This is a genomic window from Amycolatopsis xylanica, assembly GCF_900107045.1.
In the GTDB taxonomy this organism is placed as follows: domain Bacteria; phylum Actinomycetota; class Actinomycetes; order Mycobacteriales; family Pseudonocardiaceae; genus Amycolatopsis; species Amycolatopsis xylanica.
In genome coordinates, this window is the sequence record NZ_FNON01000007.1 from 129385 (window position 1) to 146637 (window position 17253).

Genomic DNA, 17253 nt, shown 5'->3' on the forward strand with positions numbered 1-17253 from the left:
CGGAACACTCACGACCTGGTCAAGGCCGGGGCCCGATTTCCTCGCCTGCCGCGTTGGCTACGGCGATGGCCATCGCCGGGCAGGAGTCGGCGGCGTCGAGGAGGATCTCGTCCTCGTCGACCTCGGCGGCGCGTGCGGTGGCCGTCTCGCCGGTGAGCTCGAACCATTCGGGCGCCAGCGCGGCGCACATTCCGGAGCCGATGCAGGTATGCGCGTCGACCTCAAGATGCCAAGTCACAGATCATCACCATCCCACCGGCATTCTACGAGGAGACCGCACCAGCCTCTGCGTTTTCCACTCGACATCGCCGGTGAGATGGAGATCGGGCATCTTGGTCAGCAGCGCGCGCAAGGATTCCTGCAGTTCGAGGCGGGCCAGCTGCGCGCCCAGGCAGTGGTGGACGCCGTGGCCGAAGCCGAGATGCTGGTTGCCTTCGCGGTCCAGCCGCAGGGTGTCCGGGTCCTCGAAGCGGCGCGGGTCGCGGTTGGCGGGCCCGATCGCGCCGAGCACGGCCTCGCCCTTCTTGACCACGACGCCGCCGATCTCGATGTCTTCGGTGGCATAGCGCGAGAAAGTCGCGCCGGCGCCGAGCGGCACGTACCGCGTGAGCTCCTCGACCGCGCTCGGGATCAGCTCCGGTTCGGCGAGCAGCCGCTTCCATTCCTGCGGGTACTCGAGCAGGACGTAGACGAAGTTGGGGATCTCCGACGCCGTCGTCTCGTGGCCGCCGATGAGCAGGCCGACGCACATGTCGACCAGCTCCAGCTCGGTCAGCCGGTCGTCGACGTCGCGCGCCTGGATGAGCGCGGACATCAGGTCGTCGCGCGGGTTTTCGCGGTGGTCGGCGATGAACTCGGCCAGGTACTCGCGCAGGCCGTTGCGGTTGGCGACGGCCTCTTCGACGGTCAGCTGGGCGGTGGACAGCGACGCGTCGCTCCATTTGCGGAACTTCGGACGGTCCAGATCGGGCACGCCGAGCAGCTCGGTGATGACCGCGACCGGCAGCGGCAACGCGTAGTCCTCGACCAGCTCTCCGGTGCTGCCCTTCGCCATCAGGTCGTCGAGCAGGCCCTCGGCCAGGTCGCGCACCCACGGCCGCATGTCCTCGACCCGGTGCATGGTGAACGCCTGCGCCACCAGCCGCCGCAGCCGGGTGTGGTCGGGCGGGTCCTCGGCCAGAATCCCGGTCTCCAGCGCGGTCGGGAACATCCGTGGCGGGTCGTTCTGCTTGGCCAGTGCCCGGGAGAACCGCTTGTCTCCGAAGACCTGCCGCACATCCGCGTAGCGCGTCGCGAGCCAGCCGGGCTCGCCGAACGGCAGCTTGACGCGGAGCAGCCCGTCGGTGTCGCGGGCGGCTTCGTAGGCCTCGTTCATGTCGAGGCCCGGGCCGAAATCGAAGGGGTAGGCAACGGGTTCAGGCGGTGTAATACTCACTGGTCACTCCCCGTCACAGCTTGTAAGCAGTTGCTTACAACGCTAGGTCGGGTCATCGGACCGGTCAATGACCCCCCTATGGGTTTAGGGGTTACGGTCTTCCCGGGAGGGGAGAGTGACCGGAGAACCACTGTCGCGTAAGAGAGACGCGGCCGCGACTCGAGAAGCCTTGCTCGACGCCGCCGCCGTGCTCTTCGCCGAGCGCGGCTTCGACCGCACCACGGTGCGGGACATAGCCAAGCACGCGGGTGCTAACCAGGCATTGCTGTTCCGTTACTTCGGCTCGAAGGAACTGCTCTTCGAGGAGGTGATCACGCGCGGCGGCCGGGAGCTGATCGCGGCGACGCCGCCGGAGAAGCTGCTCGAGAAAGCCTTGCGCAGCGTGCTTTCCCCTGAGCTGCACGGAAAAAAGCGTGATCATTCGCTCGAGGCGTTCCTCCGCTCCACCGGCAGCGGGAGCGCCTCGTCGCCGATCAGCAAGCAGCTCGGCGACGAGTACGCGAACGCGCTCGCCAAGCTCACCGACGCGGCCGACGCCGAGCTGCGCGCCGATCTCATGCTCGCCTGGGTGCTCGGCATCGGCCTGGTCCGCGACGTCACCGGCCGCGAGCCGCTGGCCAGCGCGGACCCCGACGAGATCTGCCGTCTCGTCCTCCTCGCGAGCCGCGCGCTGCTGGAGCGCACCGAGACGCCGTAAATCCGTCGCCGAGAAAGTCAAGTCCGGGCTACGGTCGTGATCATGGTGTTCCCCGCCGCCGGCACCGAGGCCGAGTTCGACGCGCTGACCCGTGAGTCCCTGCTGCCCCCGGTCCGGGAGCTGCTGGGGAAGCTCGGCCATGGCGGCGAAGACGTCGTCCCGTTCGAGGACGGCTCACTCCCGGTCTACGCGGTCGGCGACAAGCTCGTGCTCAAGCTCTTCCCGCCGGTGCACCTCGGCGAGCTCCCGACCGAAAGCGGGGTGCTGCGAGCGGTACACGGCCGCCTGCCGATCCCGACGCCCGCGGTCGAGTCGGCAGGCGAGCACGACGGCTGGGGTCACGTGCTGATGGAACGCCTTCCCGGCGAGACGCTCAGCGCCGTGTGGCCCCGGCTGTCCACAGAGGACCGTCGCTCACTCGCGCCGCGGCTCGGCGAAGCGCTCGCCGCGCTGCACGCGGTCGAAGCGCCACCCGGGCTCGGCCCCGCGAGCTGGCCCGATTTCCTTGCCGAGCAACGAAAGAACGTGCTCGATCATCACTGCGCCACGAAGCTGGACGAGGCCTGGATCGAGCAGATCCCTGGGTTCCTCGACGGCGTCGACCTGGGCGATCCCGCGCCGGTGCTGCTGCACACCGAGTTCATGCGCGACCACATCATGGTCACCGGGCACGACGGCCACTGGCGGCTTTCCGGCCTGTTCGACTTCGAACCGGCGATGCGCGGCGCGCCCGAGTACGACTTCGTCGGCGCCGGGCTGTTCGTCTCCGGCGGCGATTCCGCGTTCCTGCGCGAGCTCCTGCTCGGCTACGGCGTGACCGGCCTCGACGAGGCGTTCTCGCGCCGGTGCCTCGCGTATGGCCTGCTGCACGTCTACAGCAACCTGCGCTGGTGGTTGAGCATGCTGCCCGCGCCACCCCTGCCCACCTTGGACGCGCTCGCGGCGGCCTGGTGGGGTCACAGCTGAGCGGCCACCATCGTCCGTCCGGCGAAGGTGGCGATCTCGACCGACGCGACCTGGTCCAGCGGGATCAGCGCGGTGCCGTCGACGTTGCTGCCCACCCGCTCGGCGTCCGGCGAGACCAGCCAGCTGCCCGCGACGACGCGCTCACCCGACCGTGAAACGACCACGATGCGGCACTTCTCGCCCGCTTTGATCCCGGCGGCGGCGAGGTTCACCCGCACCCAGCCCGCCGCGGGCTCGACCCGCAGCGTCATCCGCGCGCCACTGGCCTGATCGGTCACCGAAGCGACCTTGGTGCCTGCCGCGGGCGGCACGTTCAACTGGGTCGTGGGCGCCGGCACGGGCGAGGCGACCTGCTCGGTCGGCGCGGTGCCACGGCCGAGCAGCAGTCCGCCGATGGCCGCGACCACGATCGACGCCGCGACCAAGCGGCCTGGGGTGAAGAACCGGGGCCCGTCACGGACCCGCCGCACCAGCCGGGGCATCACGAGTTCGTCTTCGGGAGGCCCGTCCAGAAAGGCTTCGTCGGGAACCGCGCCGAGCATCACCTGGATCTCGCGCAGTTCCTCCACCTCCTGGCGGCAGGCCGCGCAGGCGGCGAGGTGCGCTTCGACGGCCTTCGCCTCGTCCGGATCGAGCTTGCCCAGCACGTAGACGCCGAGCGAGTCCGTGTCGTGCGTGTTCATCGCCGACCCCCATTGAGCTGCGCGACCAGTGCCGCCATCTGGTCGTCGGTCATCACGTTCGCGAAGTCGGAGTGATCGGTGCCGGGATTCTGCCGTTGCTCCGGGAAGGAGTCGATGGCGAACTTCGCGCCCTGGGGCACATCGTAGGAGACTTCGACCCGCAGCCGCGGTATCGCGAACGTCCGCGCCGGGCAGACACCCGCCGCGTCGGCGAACGCCAGATGCGACTTGTGGTTGGCGCTGTCGGTGTTGCGGCCGTCCCAGCAGCCGGGGAAGTCGAAGATCCGGACCACGCGCGCGCCGCCGGGGCAGACCGGGTACTTGGTCTGGACCCGGTCCTCGAGACCCGAACAGGTCCATTTCGCCTGTGACGGCGTCCGTTCGGTGAACGCGCGCGGGGCGCCGGTGCTCATCCGCAGGAACCGGGGCATGCCGACCACCGGGCCCGCCGGGCTGCCCTGATAGCTGATGGCCACCGAGGACGGCGGGACCGGCGGCGCGCCGAGGTCGTGCCCGTGGCCGCCGGACAGCCGCAGCACCGGCCAGTAGTAGGTCGACAGGTTGCCGTCGGGACAGGTCGTCTCGGCAGCGGCCAGGCTGGCGTCGGTGGACATGGCGTTGGTCGACACATTGCCGACGTATTCGTGCTCGTGGTGCGCCGCGCCGGGCTGCCCCGGGGTGGCGATGAAGTTGTCCACGTTGCGATGACCGTTGGCGTTGGCGCCGCAGTCGGTCTCCACCACGCTGGCCGCCGCGTAGGCGGGCACCGGACTGGGCGCCGTGGTCAGCACGTCGGCGTAGTCCTGCGCCAGCGGGCCCTCAGGGGCCGCCGAACAGCCCGCGAGCACCCCTGCCGCGGCCAGTCCCAGTGCGATACGGCTCAACCTCATGTCTGTGACACGGCCCCGGACCCCGTTCGGGTTCACTTCCGAGCCGATTAACCCCTATTCCCCGACCGCCCATCCGTTCGTCGGACACCGCCCGTCCGCAGAACTCGCGCTTCCGGCGGCTCGTCTCGGATTCCCGGCAAGGACGTACCGACGTGACGTTCGTCTCCCTACCTTCAGGAACGTGACCGGTCAGAGTGTCCGGCGGGACCGTTGGAGGGGTTCGGCATGCCGCACCTGAAGATGGACTCAGCCACCCTGCGCGAAGTGATGGACGAACACGAGGCCGCGCTGCGCCGCTACGTGCGCAAGCTGACCGGCACGGACGTCCAGCTCGCCGAGGACATCGTCCAGGAGACGCTGCTGCGTGCCTGGCAGCGGCCGGAGGCGCTGACCACCCGGCACACCTCGATCCGGCCCTGGCTCTACACGGTGGCCCGCAACCTCGTCTGCGACCACTGGCGGGCCCGCAAGGCGCGGCCGCTCGAGGTCGACGACACCGGGCTCGACACCGTCGCCGTCGCGAAGGACGAGATCGCGTCGGTGGAACTGACCCACGCCATGCGTGAGGCCATGGACAGGCTGCGTCCGGAACACCGGGCGGTTCTGGCGCAGCTGTACTTCCGCGACCTGTCGATCAAGGACACGGCGCGCGAGCTCGGCATCCCGCTGGGCACGGTCAAGTCCCGGACGTACAACGCCTTGCGCGCGTTACGCCAAGCCGTCGAAGAACTGGGGTTGACTGTTTCACCCAATAGGTAAGAACCTTCCCGAAGGCGGACACGTGGAGGAGAGCATGACGGTGCGTATCCAGACGGAGCTCAGCCACGTAAGCAAGCCTTCACGCAGGTCCCGGTGGCGCTTTCACCTGGGCCCGACGCCCGATCGGTACTTGGGGACGCGCACGTGGACCTTGGTTCCGGCGCCCGGCGCGGTCTCGACCACCAACCCGAACGCGTCGCCGTAGACCTGACGAAGTCGGTCGTCGATATTGCCGAGGCCGATGCCCGCGGTTTCGTCGACCTCACCGGCGAGTATCCGGCGCGCCTGCTCGGGTTCCATGCCCGAGCCGTCGTCCTCCACGAAGATGTGGGCCTCCGAGCCGACGTCCTCGGCGACGATCGTGAGATGCCCCGTGCCCGCCTCGCCGTCCATGCCGTGCCGGACGGCGTTCTCGACGAGCGGCTGCAGGCAGAGGAACGGCACGTTCACCGGCAACACTTCGGGCGCGATGCGCAGCGTCACCTTGAGCCGGTCGCCGAACCGCGCCCGCTGCAGGGTCAGGTACTGCTCGATGGACCGCAGTTCCTCGCCGAGCGTGGTGAAGTCGCCGTGGCGGCGGAACGAGTAGCGGGTGAAGTCGGCGAACTCGATCAGCAGTTCTCGCGCGCGCTCGGGGTTGGTGCGCACGAAAGACGCGATCACCGTCAGCGAGTTGTAGATGAAGTGCGGCGAGATCTGCGCACGCAGCGCCCGGACCTCGGCTTCGAGCAGCCGCCGCTTCGACCGGTCCAGTTCCGCCAGTTCGAGCTGTCCTGACGCCCAGCGCGCGACCTCGTTGGTCGCCTGCACGAGCGCGGCGGAGGCGGTGGAGCTGTAGGCGGTGATGGCGCCGACCACGTGGTCGTCGACGGCGAGCGGCGCGACGACGGCGTAGCGGATCGGGCAGTCCGCCTCGGCGCAGCCCAGCTTGTCCCTGCCGAAGACCTGGGGCCTGCCGGATTCGAAGACGGTCTTGGCCAGCTCGGCGGTCACCTCGCCATGGCAGTCCTGGCCGGCGCCGTCCCACGCGAGCAGCCGGGTCTCGTCGGTGATCGCGAGCGCGGGCGTGTCCAGCAGCGTCCGCAGATGCCGGGCGGCCTTCCTGGCCGTCGCCGGGACCAGGCCCGCCCGCAGCGGCGGCGCGGCAGACCAGGCCGTGTGCAGTGTTTCGAAGGTCGCCCGCTCGGCGGCGGTGCCGAGCCGCGAGCCGGACCGCTTGGCGTACCGGCCGACGATCAGCATCACGGCGACGGCGACCGCCGCACCGCCCAGCGCGCTCAGGAAGATCGTCATGCGCGTTTGGTCCCTTCCAGCACGCTTTCGGGCAGGTGCAGCCGCGCGAGCATGCGCGCGGCGCCCGGGGCGCGGTGATTCGGGGTCAGCAGCGAGACCACGACCATCACGCCGAACCCGAGCGGCACGCTCCACGCGGCAGGCCACGCGAGCAAGGTGTGCAGCAGCCCGCTTTCCTGGCCGCGCGCGATCGTCACCGCGCCGGCGACCAGCGCCGAACCGCCGCCGGTGATCAGCCCGGCGGCGGCGCCGACCGAGGTCAGCTTCCGCCACCAGATGCCGAGCACGAGCAGCGGGCAGAACGAGGACGCGGCGACCGCGAACGCCAGCCCGACCACGTTCGCCGCGGGCAGGCCGGGCACCAGCAGGGTGATCGCGAACGGCACCGCGGCCGCCACGATGGTCGCCAGCCGGAAGGCGCGGACGTTGCGCGCGCCCGAAAGCACGCCCGCGACGGAAACCATGAGTCCCGACGAGGTCGACAGGAAGGCCGCGAAAGCGCCACCCGCGAGCAGCGCGCCGAGCAGGTCGCCGCCGACGCCGCCGATCATCCAGCGCGGCAGCAGCAACACGATCGCGTCGGTGTTGCCGTCGGACGGGAGGTTCGGGTTGTACACCCGGCCGAGCGCCGCGTACACCGGCGGCATCACGTAGAAGACGCCGAGCAGCGCCAGCACGACCACCGTCGTCCGGCGCGCCTCGCGGCCGGACGGGTTGGTGTAGAAGCGGACCACCACGTGCGGCAGTCCCATGGTGCCGAGGAAGGTCGCGATCATCAGCGCGTAGATGACGTAGACCGGATACTCCTGCATGCCGTTGAACGGGGAGAACCGGCCGGCTTCCCCGGCGAGGCCCGCGTCGGGCCTGGCCTTGCCGTGCATCAGCCACGCGCACACCAGGAAGAGCAGCGGCACGGCCAGCGCGGTCAGCTTGAACCAGTACTGGAACGCCTGCACAAAAGTAATGGAGCGCATCCCGCCCGCGACCACGTTGCTGACCACGACGACGACCACGAGCAGGCCGCCCGCCCATTTCGGCGCGCCGGTGACCGTCGCCAGCGTCAGGCTCGCGCCCTGCAGCTGCGGGAGCAAATAAATCCAGCCGATGCCGACGGTCAGCACGCCCGCGATCCGCCGCACGGTCCGGGATTCCAGCCGCGCCTCGGCGAAGTCGGGCAGCGTGTACGCGCCCGAGCGCCGCAACGGCGCGGCCACCAGCGCGGCCAGGAAGAGATAGCCGACGGTGTACCCGACCGGGTACCAGAGCATGTCCGAGCCGAACGCGAACAACAGCCCGGCGACGCCGAGGAAAGAGGCGGCGGACAAATATTCGCCACTGATCGCGGACCCGTTCAATTGCGGCGAAACAGTGCGCGACGCGACGTAGAAGTCCGAGGTGGTGCGCGAAACGCGCAGGCCGTAGATGCCAATGGACAGCGTGGCGAGCACGACCAAGACGACAGCGACGATGCTGTAGGCGTTGTTCAAGGTCTCAGAGCCGATCCACCATCTCGGCGAACTCTCGTTCTTTGCGTTCGGCGCAGCGCGAGAGGATCCACGCGACGAGCACCACGCACGGATAGACGAGCACCCCGAGCAGCAGCCACGGCAGCCCGACGCCGAACAGCCGGATATCGCGCACCGCGGGGAAAATCCAGAACAGCGCCGGGATCGCGGCAAGCGTCCCGCCGACCGCGAGGCACACGGTGATCCCGAGCCGCAGCTGCGCGCGGATCAGCGAGCCGACATACAGCCCGCCGATGTCGGTCTCCTCGTCGATCTCCTGGCGCACCGGATACTGCCGCGGCCTGGCCGAGGTGGTCGATCTGGTGACGGTGACCCGTTTGCGCTCGTTCATCGCCGCTCACCCGTTCCGCGTGTTGACCCTGGCCTGCCTGACGAGGACGTCCCGCAGCTGCTTCGCGTGCCGCCTGCTGACCGTGAGCAGTGTGCCGCCGACGCGGACGGTCACCCGGCCCGCGTTGACGTGCAGCTCGTCGACGTACTTCAGCGCGACCAGATGACTGCGGTGGATCCGGAGGAAACCCAGGTCACGCCAGCGTTCTTCGAGCGCGGTGAGCGCCGAGCGGACCAGGAAGCTGCCCTGCGCGGTGTGCAGCCGCGCGTAGTCGCCGTCGGCCTCGGCGAACCGGACGTCACCCAGTTTGACGAACCGGGTCAGCCCGCCGACCTCGACCGGGATGGTGTCGTCCTCGGACTCGGCAGCGGGTTCCGGCGCCGCCGGTTCGACGTGGTCGCCGCGTTCGGCCACCGCGTGCAGCACCCGGTGCACGGCCTCGGCGAACCGTTCCTGGCGCACCGGCTTGAGCAGATAGTCGACCGCGTTGAGCTCGAAGGCCTCGACAGCGGAGTCGTCGTAGGCGGTGACGAACACGATCGCGGGCGGTTCGGCGAACCGGGAAAGGACGCGCGCGGTGTCGAGACCGTTCAGGCCGGGCATGCGGATGTCGAGGAACAACGCGTCGAGCGGCTGGCCGCTGCCGATCGCCTGATGCAGCACCCGCAACGCCTCGGTCGCGTCGGAAACGCCTTCGGCCCACGCGATCCGGGGGTCGGCGCGCAACAGGTACACGAGTTCTTCGAGCACCGGCAGCTCGTCATCGACCGCCAGCACCCGCAGTGTCGGCTGATAGGGCGGCCTGATACCCCTGCGTTCGCAGGTGGAACAGAGCTGGGGGCCATTCGCGACCGTCACCCATGGCAGGCTAGTGGTTACTTGACGCGGCGGCCATCAGCCGATCGAACGTCATCGAGCGCAGTCTGCAGCTCGACAAAGGCCTGCTCGGCCCGCCGAGCGGCGAGTTCGATCGACAACGCGGCACCGGCGCCTGCCTGTCGTGAGATCGAGTCACGCAGCGCCTCGACGTCATCGGCCCACGCGCTGCCGACGTCGATGAGGGCTTCGAGCCTCTCGACAAGATCCTGTTTCATCCTCCGGCTCCCCTGCCCGCACGCGTCTCTCCCGATGGGACGTTAGATCACCGGATGCCGCGAAAGACTGCTCCGTTACGCCGAACCAAGCCGAATGGACCGGAGCAGGCGACGAACGGGCGAGCGGTATGGATCATGCGGTTCACATGCGAGTCCATCCCGAATCGTGAACCTTCTTCGGATCGCAACCGTGCAGTAGTCGAACGCTGACCCTGCGAGAGGAAGAGCCATGACCCCGATCGGGACGACCTGGATCATTCCGGCACTCCGGAAGGCCGCCACGGCGGAGCCGCACTCGATTCTGTGCATGACAGGCAGCGGCAAAGGGCACAGACGCGTGCTGACCGGCGAGCTCGACGCCGGCGCCCAGCGCGTCGCCGCCCGGCTACGGCTACGCGGGTTCGGCCCCGGTGACCGGCTGCTGCTCGTCTATCGGGACCAGCGCGACTACCTGTTCGCGCTCGCCGGCTGCCTCGCGGCAGGCGTGGTCGCGGTGCCGGTGACGGCGCCCGACCCGTTCTCCCCCGGCACCGGGTTCGCCACCCTCGGCGCGATCGCCGACGTCTCCGGCGCCACCGCGGTGCTCACCACCGCGGCCTACGACCGGGCGAGGCGGCTGCGGGCGGCCACCGACCTGCTCGGCGAGCCGGAGCTGCGGTGGCCGGGCCTGCCGTGCCACCGCACGGACACCTTGCGCGTCGCTACAGGGCTGACCATCGCGCACGAACCCGCGAGCGGCGCGGAGCCGGCGGTCATGCGGTTCTTCACCGACTTCATGGGCCAGTGGCGCCGCACGGCCATCACGCACGGCGAGCTCGCCGGTGATCCGCGCGTCGCGTTCGGCCTGCTCGCCGCCGACCACATCACCCCGGCGACCTCGGCCAGGCGTGCCCCGGTCGGCGTGATGATGCGGAGACTCGCGTGAACGCACCTGACCGCGTACTGGCCGGGCCCTGCAGCCCCGGCAGCAGACGGCTGACCACGCCGTTGCGCCGGATCTCGGGCAAGAAGGGCTCGCGCGAATCGGAGTTCGAACCGATCTCGTGGGACGAGGCCTTCGCGGCGGTCGCGGCGCGGCTACTGGCACTGCGCGACGAGGGCGAGGCACGGTCGATCGCCACCTGGACCTCGGGCAGCCGGGCACACGGGACGGGCTCGCTGATGTCGAGGCTGTTCGCGCTGCTCGGCAGTCCCAACGGGCCGGGCATGGTCGACCCCGGCAGCGCGGCGCTCGCTTCGGCGTTCGGGCTGGGCATGTTCACCAACGGCTACGGCATCGACGGCGCGACCGGGCAGGACGACCTGGGCTCGTCGAAGTACCTGCTGTTCCTCGGCACGAACCAGGCCCAGACGCACCCGCTCGTCTTCGACTACCTGCGCCGCGACCGGACCCAGGCCAAGCTGGTGGTCGTCGATCCACGCCGGACGCCGACCACCGCGCGGGCCGACGAATGGCTCGCGTCGCGTCCGCACACGGACCTGGCGCTGGTGCTCGGCATGCTGTCGCACATCATCACGACCGGCAGGCAGGACCGGCGGTTCGTCGCGCACTGGGTGACCGGGTTCGAAGAGCTGCGCGACCACTTGCGCGACCACGGCTACACGCCGGACTGGGCGGCGCGGATCACCGGGCTCCCGGCGGACACGATCCGGCGCATCGCCGAGGAGTACGCCGCCGCCGACCGGGCGGCCATCTTCTGCGACGCGGGTGTCTCGCATCAGCGCGGCGCGTTCGACGCCTACCGGGCGCTGACGTTCCTCGCGGCGGTGACGGGCAACATCGGGATTCCGGGCGGTGGCTGCAATTTCATGCACCACACCTGGCCGGGTGACCTGCGGCTGCCGCCGCTGACCGTGGCGGTTCCGCCGACGCCGCCAGCTCTCCCGCCGGGCCCGGAGCCGGTGTTGACCGGCAGGCCGTACCGGTTGCGCGCGCTGGTCACCCAGGGCAATCCGCTGCAAACGGTCACCGAAAGCACGCGAGTGCGCCAAGCGCTGCGCGAAGTCGAATTCTCCGTCCACATCGGACTTGTCATGGACGAGATCGCTTATCACGCGGACCTGATCCTGCCCTCGTGCGGTGAGCTGGAGTTCGAGGGTGTGTACCGGCACCGCGACGACCGGGCCGTGCGCTGGCACCACCAGACGCTGCCGCGGGCCGGGCTGTCCCGGCCGGATTGGGAGATCTGGATCGGCCTCGCGCGAGCGCTCGGCGACGTGGACGCCGTGCGCGGCCCGGCGTACTGGCACGACGCGTTTCCCTTGGCGTGGCTGGACTATCCGACGCTGTGGGCGGAGTTCGTCGCGCACACACCGGGGATGGGCGGCATGACACAGGCGCGCCTGGAAGCACAGGACGAGCCGCTGCGGTGGCCATGTCCGAGCGTCGGGCATCCCGGGGTCAGCGTGCTGTACGCGGACCATCCGTCCTGGTACGAAGCGGCGGCCGCGCTGGGCGCGCCGGGCAAACGGTTCCTCACCGCGAGCGGGAAGGTCGAATTCGTGAACGTCAGCAACCCGCGGCTACCGGTCTTCGGGCAGCCCGAGCTCCGCCCTGATCGCGGCCGAATGCTCCCCCAGGTCCGGAACGGGATCCAGCCGCGGCAGCCTGCCGTGGACGTCGACCGGTGGGAGAAGAGCGGTGACCTCACCCCCGGGCGTACCGACGTCGGCCCAGCGCCGCCGCGCCTCGAGCTGGGGATGCGCGGCGAACTCGGCCATGGTGCGCATCCTGGCGTTGGCTATGCCGGCCGTGTCCAGACGATGTTCCACCTCAGCCGATGAGCGCCCGGCGAGCGCTTGCTCGAGCAGCGCGGTCAGCTCGTCGTCGTGCGCGACCCGCGCGGTGTTCGTCGCGAACCGGGCGTCCGTGGCCAGATCCGCCCGGCCCAGCACGGATTCGCAGAGCGCGCGCCATTCCCGGTCGTTCTGCACCCCGATGAACACGGTCCCGTCCGCGGTCCGATAGGGACCATAAGGCGAGATCGCGGCGTGCTTGGCGCCCGCCCTCGGCGGTTCGGTTCCGCCGTATTTGGCGAAGTAATAAGGGAAACCGGCCCATTCGCCGAGCGCGTCGAGCATGGCGACGTCGAACGTCGTGCCCTTGCCGGTCCGTTCGCGTTCGTAGAGCGCGGAAAGCACCCCGCTGTAGGCGTACATGCCCGCGGCGATGTCGGCCACCGGGATGCCCGCCTTGGCGGGTTCTCCCGGTGTGCCGGTGAGGGACACGACGCCCGCCTCGCACTGCACGAGCAGGTCGTAGGCCTTCTTGTCCTGGTACGGCCCGTCCGGGCCATATCCGGAGATGTTGGCGACGATCAGGCGTTCGTGCGTGGTGAGGCCGAGCCGGTCGACGGCACCGGGCGCGAGGTTCTGGACGAACACGTCGGCTTTCGCGATGAGCGCGTCCAGCACCTCGCGGTCCTTCGGGTCCTTGATGTCGAGTGTGATGCTCTCCTTGTTGCGGTTGAGCCAGATGAAGTGACTCGACTGGCCGTGCACCGTCTCGTCGTACTTTCTCGCGAAGTCCCCGGTGCCCGGCCGCTCGATCTTGATGACGCGGGCGCCGAGGTCGGCCAGCTGCCGCGTGGCGAACGGCGCGGCGACCGCCTGTTCCAGCGCGACGACGAGGATTCCTTCCAGGGGGAGCATTATCGGCCACCCCGTTCGACGAGCTGGCGGGCGATGACCGTCCGCTGGATCTCGTTGGTGCCCTCGCCGACGATCATCAGCGGTGCGTCGCGGAAATACCGCTCGACATCGAACTCGGTCGAGTACCCGTACCCGCCGTGGATCCGGACGGCGTCGAGTGCGACCTCCATCGCGGTCTCGGAGGCGAACAGTTTGGCCATCCCGGCTTCGAGGTCGGCCCGCGCGCCGGTGTCGTACTTCGCGGCGGCGAAGAGGGTGAGCTGACGCGCGGCGGTCAGTTTCGTGGCCATGTCGGCGAGGAGGTTGCCGATGCTCTGGTGCTGCCAGATCGGCTTGCCGAAGCTGGTCCGTTCCCGCGCGTAGGCGAGCGAATCGTCCAAAGCCGCCGTGGCGACACCCAAAGCACGCGCCGCGACCTGGATGCGGCCGATCTCGAGTCCGCGCATCATCTGGGCGAACCCGTGGCCTTCCTCGGTGCCGAGCAGCGACTCGCGGGACGTTTTGTAGCCATCGAAGGACAGTTCGCAGGCTTCGACGCCCTTGTAGCCGAGCTTCGGCAGATCCCTGGACACGGTCAGCCCGTCGCCAGGCTCGACCAGCAGGATGCTGATCCCGCGATGCTTCTCGGCCAGTGGATCCGTTTTGCACAGCAGCGCGATCAGCCCGGCGCGGCGGGCGTTGCTGATCCAGGTCTTGGCGCCGTTGACCACATAAGACTCGTCCCGCCGCAGCGCGGTCGTGGTGATGGCCTGGAGGTCACTGCCACCGGACGGTTCGGTGAGCGCCATGGTCGCCCTGATCTCACCGGTCGCCATCTTGGGCAGGTAGTGGCGTTTTTGGTGCGGTGTGCCGAACTCCCCGATCAGCTTCGCGACGACCGTGTGCCCGCCCATCGCACCGGCGAGGCTCATCCACCCACGCGCGAGCTGCTCGGTGACGTGCACGAAGCACTCGGCCGAGACGTCCGTGCCGCCGTACTCCTCGGCGATGCCCAGCCCGTAGACACCGAGCTGTTTCATGGTGGCGATCAGCCGCCCGGGGTAGGTGTTCGCGTGCTCGAGCTCGCGGACCACCGGCCGGACCTCACGGTCGACGAACTCCCGCACCGTCTCGACGACGGTCGTCTCTTCCTCGGTCACCTCTCCACCGTACGAAGGGCTTGCCTCAGCAGCTCGGCCAGATGAACGGCGCGGCGGCCTTCGAGCTGCTCAAGCTGCGTGCGGCAGCTGAAGCCGTCCGAAACCACGACGGTCCCGGGTGAGGCGGCGCGCACGGCCGGGAGCATGCGGTCCTCCGCGCAGGCGACGGAGACGTCGTAGTGGCCGTCTTCGAAGCCGAAGTTGCCCGCGAGGCCGCAGCAGCCGGAGTCCATGGTCGTATTGCGGATCCCGGCCGCGGCCATCACCTTTTCGTCGGCCGCGAAGCCGAGCACGGCGTGCTGATGGCAATGGACCTGCGTGAGCGTGTCGATGTCCAGGTCGGCGAATTCGGTGCCGGTCAGCAGTTCGGCGAACGTCTTGGTGCGAGCCGTCAGCAGCTCCGCCGTCGGGTCATCCGGCAGCAACGCCTTGAGGTCGCCGCGGAACAGGGCCGTGCAGCTCGGTTCGAGACCCGCCACCTCATACCCTGCGTCGAGATAAGGCTTGAGAACGTCGAGAGTGTTGCGCAGCACCCGCCGCGCCATGCCGAGCTGGCCGGTCGACACCCACGTCAGCCCGCAGCACACGGGCCGATCCGGGATGACGACCTCGTACCCGGCCGCGGTCAGCACCTCGGCCGCCGCGTCGAGCACGTCCGGGGTGAAGTGGTTGTTGAACGAATCCGGCCACAACACCACGCGCCGCTCCCCTGTCGCCCAACGCTTCAGGTCCCGGCGCCGACGGGTGAAGGGCTCGGCAAAGGTTGGCAAGTCGCGCTCGGCCGCGATCCCGCCGAGACGCTTAAGCGGCTTACTAAGCACCTTGGTGACAGCATTCGCGACGCGCGGCATGCGCCCGGCGAGCCGGAGCCACATCGGCAGCCAGCCCATCGAATAATGCGACGCGGGCCTGATGCGGCCGCGATAGTGCTGGTACTGGAACTCGGCCTTGTATGTCGCCATGTCGACATCGACCGGGCAGTCGGACAGACAGCCCTTGCACGACAGGCACAGGTCGAGCGCGTCCCGCACCTCCTCGGACCGCCAGCCGTCGGTGATCAGCTCGCCATTGATCATCTCCGCGAGCAGGTGCGCGCGCCCGCGTGTCGAGTCCTTCTCCTCGCGGGTGACCCGGTAGCTCGGGCACATCACGCCCGAGCTACCGGTGTTGCGGCATTTCCCGACGCCGACGCACCGCCGCATCGCCTCGTCGAACCGGCCGTGGTCCTCGGGAAAGCCGAGGAACGTCGGCATGGCCGCGGACCGCACGCGCAGGTCGGCGTCGACCGGCCGCGCGTTGACCAGAATCCCGGGGTTCATCCGGCCGTCCGGGTCGAACAGCGTCTTGAAGCGCTCGAACAGCCCGATCACCTCGGGGCTGTACATCCGCGGCAGCAGCTCCGAGCGCGCCTGCCCGTCGCCGTGCTCACCGGACAGCGAACCGCCGTGCGCCGCGACCAGGTCCGCCGACTGCTCCAGGAACGTCCGGAACCGCGCGATCCCAGGCTCCGACAGCAGGTCGAAATCGAGCCGCATATGTAAGCAGCCCTCACCGTAGTGCCCGTAGACGACACTTTGCCTGCCGTGCTCGGCCATCAGTGCCTTGAAGTCACGCAGGTACGCGCCCAGGTTTTCCGGCGGCACCGCGGCGTCCTCCCAGCCGGGCCACGCCTCCGACCCGTCGGCCAGCCTGGTCGCGAGCCCGGCGCCCTCCTCGCGGATCCGCCACAGCCGTTTCTGCGCGGCCGGGTCGGTCAGCACGACCTGCCCGGTCAGCCTGCCCGCCAGCTTGCGCGCGAGGTCGGCGGCCCGGCGCTCGGCCTCCCCTGGCTCGTCACCCGCCATTTCGACGAACAACCACGCCCCACCATCCGGCAGGCCCACCCGCCGGTGCCCGGGCAGCAGCGCGACAAGCTCGGCGTCGACGCCTTCGACGGTCAGCGGCGACCACGGCAGGATGTCCATGACCGCGTCGGCGGCGGCGATATCCGACGGGAAACCCAGCACCGCCAAGGCTTTGTGCTTGGGCAGCTCGGCGAGCGAAACGGTCGCTTCGAGCACGGTGACGCAGGTGCCCTCGCTGCCGACGAGTGCCTTGGCGACGTCGAAACCGTTCTCCGGCAACAGGTGTTCGAGCCCGTACCCGGACACTCGGCGCGGCCAAGTGGACAGTTCGGTGCGCAGCAGCGCCAAGTTCTCGTCGACGAGTGCCTTGAGCCCGCGGTAGATCCGGCCTTCGCTGCCCGGCAACGCGGACCGGCGGTCCACTTCGGACGGTGCGGTGGCGCCAACGGTCATCCTGGTCCCGTCGTAGAGCAGGACGTCGAGTTCGCGGACGACGTCGACCGTGCGGCCCCAGGCGACCGAATGCGAGCCGCACGCGTTGTTGCCGATCATCCCGCCGATCGTGCACCGGCTGTGCGTCGACGGATCGGGCCCGAACCGCAGCCCGTGCGGCGCGGCGAGCGCCTGCAGATCGTCGAGCACGGTGCCCGGCGCGACCCGCGCGAGCCGCCGCCCGGGGTCGAGTGCACGGACGCCGGCGAAGTACCGGGACGTGTCGACGATGACGCCCGGCCCGCACGAGTTGCCCGCGACGCTGGTCCCACCGCCGCGCGCGATCACGGGAAGTCCCTGGTCGCGGCAGTGCGCGAGCGCCTCGATCAGCTCTTCGGCGTCACGCGGGCGCACGACGCCGAGCGGCACGTGCCGGTAGTTGGACGCGTCGGTCGTGTACAGGGCGAGCGTCGCGGCGTCGCGGGTGATCTCCACCGGTCCAGTTAAAACAAT

At 69.6% G+C, this 17253-nt stretch carries 16 protein-coding genes and 1 pseudogene; 5 read left to right on the forward strand and 12 right to left on the reverse strand.

What is annotated here, in order from left to right; genetic code table 11:
• Window positions 1–19: 19 nt before the first annotated feature.
• A complete protein-coding gene (locus BLV57_RS30065) occupies window positions 20–238 on the reverse strand; it encodes a ferredoxin (RefSeq protein ID WP_091294476.1) in 219 nt (72 codons plus the stop codon).
• Window positions 239–244: 6 nt separating this feature from the next.
• Window positions 245–1435 (reverse strand): cytochrome P450, encoded by a 1191-nt coding sequence (locus BLV57_RS30070; protein ID WP_091294478.1) that lies wholly within the window; start codon window positions 1433–1435, stop codon window positions 245–247.
• Window positions 1436–1550: 115 nt separating this feature from the next.
• Between BLV57_RS30070 and BLV57_RS30075 the strand changes: the two genes are divergently transcribed.
• Together BLV57_RS30075 and BLV57_RS30080 are read left to right on the forward strand one after the other, a co-directional pair.
• Window positions 1551–2132, forward strand: coding sequence for a TetR/AcrR family transcriptional regulator (locus BLV57_RS30075; protein WP_091294480.1), 582 nt, complete (start codon window positions 1551–1553; stop codon window positions 2130–2132).
• A gap of 42 nt (window positions 2133–2174) precedes the next feature.
• Window positions 2175–3098: an aminoglycoside phosphotransferase family protein gene (locus BLV57_RS30080; protein WP_218134900.1), complete on the forward strand. Its 924-nt coding sequence runs from the start codon at window positions 2175–2177 to the stop codon at window positions 3096–3098.
• Here BLV57_RS30080 and BLV57_RS30085 read toward each other — a convergent pair.
• Both BLV57_RS30085 and BLV57_RS30090 read right to left on the reverse strand, forming a co-directional pair.
• Window positions 3089–3781, reverse strand: a complete 693-nt coding sequence (locus BLV57_RS30085) for an anti-sigma factor family protein (RefSeq protein WP_091294481.1) — start codon at window positions 3779–3781, stop codon at window positions 3089–3091. The two genes, BLV57_RS30080 and BLV57_RS30085, sit on opposite strands and share 10 nt — an antisense overlap.
• Entirely contained in the window at window positions 3778–4671 is an 894-nt protein-coding gene (locus BLV57_RS30090) for a DUF1996 domain-containing protein (protein WP_091294483.1), read from the reverse strand. Before BLV57_RS30090 ends, BLV57_RS30085 begins: the two co-directional genes overlap by 4 nt.
• 225 nt (window positions 4672–4896) lie before the next feature.
• On the opposite strand from BLV57_RS30090, the gene BLV57_RS30095 reads away from it, so the two are divergent.
• Complete coding sequence (locus BLV57_RS30095; protein WP_091295067.1) at window positions 4897–5430, forward strand: sigma-70 family RNA polymerase sigma factor; 534 nt, start codon at window positions 4897–4899, stop codon at window positions 5428–5430.
• Window positions 5431–5532: 102 nt separating this feature from the next.
• On the opposite strand, the gene BLV57_RS30100 is transcribed toward BLV57_RS30095, so the two are convergent.
• The 5 genes from BLV57_RS30100 to BLV57_RS30120 are packed head-to-tail and all read right to left on the reverse strand — an operon-like array spanning window position 5533 to window position 9674.
• Window positions 5533–6723: a sensor histidine kinase gene (locus BLV57_RS30100; RefSeq protein ID WP_091294484.1), complete on the reverse strand. Its 1191-nt coding sequence runs from the start codon at window positions 6721–6723 to the stop codon at window positions 5533–5535.
• Window positions 6720–8210: a sodium/solute symporter gene (locus BLV57_RS30105; RefSeq protein ID WP_091294486.1), complete on the reverse strand. Its 1491-nt coding sequence runs from the start codon at window positions 8208–8210 to the stop codon at window positions 6720–6722. The genes BLV57_RS30100 and BLV57_RS30105 overlap by 4 nt, the downstream gene beginning before the upstream one ends.
• Window positions 8211–8214: 4 nt before the next feature.
• Window positions 8215–8580 carry a hypothetical protein gene (locus BLV57_RS30110; protein WP_091294487.1) on the reverse strand — a complete coding sequence of 122 codons (366 nt, stop codon included), beginning with the start codon at window positions 8578–8580 and terminating at the stop codon, window positions 8215–8217.
• A 6-nt stretch (window positions 8581–8586) separates the two neighbouring features.
• On the reverse strand, window positions 8587–9438 hold the full coding sequence (locus tag BLV57_RS30115) for a LytR/AlgR family response regulator transcription factor (protein WP_342741224.1): 852 nt from the start codon (window positions 9436–9438) through the stop codon (window positions 8587–8589).
• A 17-nt stretch (window positions 9439–9455) separates the two neighbouring features.
• The gene (locus BLV57_RS30120; protein WP_091294488.1) at window positions 9456–9674 is read right to left on the reverse strand and encodes a hypothetical protein; all 219 of its coding nucleotides are present in this window, start codon (window positions 9672–9674) and stop codon (window positions 9456–9458) included.
• A gap of 229 nt (window positions 9675–9903) precedes the next feature.
• Here BLV57_RS30120 and BLV57_RS30125 point away from each other — a divergent pair, with 229 nt between their 5' ends.
• Both BLV57_RS30125 and BLV57_RS30130 read left to right on the forward strand, forming a co-directional pair.
• On the forward strand, window positions 9904–10599 hold the full coding sequence (locus tag BLV57_RS30125; RefSeq protein ID WP_091294489.1) for an AMP-binding protein: 696 nt from the start codon (window positions 9904–9906) through the stop codon (window positions 10597–10599).
• Window positions 10596–11864: pseudogene (locus BLV57_RS30130) on the forward strand (molybdopterin-containing oxidoreductase family protein); the annotation flags it as partial. The gene BLV57_RS30125 and the pseudogene BLV57_RS30130, both read left to right, overlap by 4 nt.
• Before the next feature lie 333 nt (window positions 11865–12197).
• On the opposite strand, the gene BLV57_RS30135 reads toward BLV57_RS30130, so the two are convergent.
• From BLV57_RS30135 to BLV57_RS30145, 3 genes are read right to left on the reverse strand one after another with little or no spacing between them, the layout of a single operon-like run.
• A complete protein-coding gene (locus BLV57_RS30135) occupies window positions 12198–13325 on the reverse strand; it encodes a CaiB/BaiF CoA transferase family protein (RefSeq protein WP_091294490.1) in 1128 nt (375 codons plus the stop codon).
• Window positions 13325–14464, reverse strand: coding sequence for an acyl-CoA dehydrogenase family protein (locus tag BLV57_RS30140; protein ID WP_091294492.1), 1140 nt, complete (start codon window positions 14462–14464; stop codon window positions 13325–13327). The genes BLV57_RS30135 and BLV57_RS30140 overlap by 1 nt, the downstream gene beginning before the upstream one ends.
• On the reverse strand, window positions 14461–17235 hold the full coding sequence (locus BLV57_RS30145) for an FAD-binding and (Fe-S)-binding domain-containing protein (RefSeq protein ID WP_091294494.1): 2775 nt from the start codon (window positions 17233–17235) through the stop codon (window positions 14461–14463). The genes BLV57_RS30140 and BLV57_RS30145 overlap by 4 nt, the downstream gene beginning before the upstream one ends.
• Between the last annotated feature and the right edge of the window lie 18 nt (window positions 17236–17253).

Excerpts from the sequence above, each read along its gene's own strand:
- BLV57_RS30095 (WP_091295067.1), top strand. The coding sequence starts at position 4,897 with ATGCCGCACCTGAAGATGGACTCAGCCACCCTGCGCGAAGTGATGGAC.
- BLV57_RS30090 (WP_091294483.1), bottom strand. The coding sequence starts at position 4,671 with ATGAGGTTGAGCCGTATCGCACTGGGACTGGCCGCGGCAGGGGTGCTC.
- BLV57_RS30135 (WP_091294490.1), bottom strand. The coding sequence starts at position 13,325 with ATGCTCCCCCTGGAAGGAATCCTCGTCGTCGCGCTGGAACAGGCGGTC.
- BLV57_RS30125 (WP_091294489.1), top strand. The coding sequence starts at position 9,904 with ATGACCCCGATCGGGACGACCTGGATCATTCCGGCACTCCGGAAGGCC.
- BLV57_RS30100 (WP_091294484.1), bottom strand. The coding sequence starts at position 6,723 with ATGACGATCTTCCTGAGCGCGCTGGGCGGTGCGGCGGTCGCCGTCGCC.
- BLV57_RS30120 (WP_091294488.1), bottom strand. The coding sequence starts at position 9,674 with ATGAAACAGGATCTTGTCGAGAGGCTCGAAGCCCTCATCGACGTCGGC.
- BLV57_RS30085 (WP_091294481.1), bottom strand. The coding sequence starts at position 3,781 with ATGAACACGCACGACACGGACTCGCTCGGCGTCTACGTGCTGGGCAAG.
- BLV57_RS30110 (WP_091294487.1), bottom strand. The coding sequence starts at position 8,580 with ATGAACGAGCGCAAACGGGTCACCGTCACCAGATCGACCACCTCGGCC.
- BLV57_RS30080 (WP_218134900.1), top strand. The coding sequence starts at position 2,175 with ATGGTGTTCCCCGCCGCCGGCACCGAGGCCGAGTTCGACGCGCTGACC.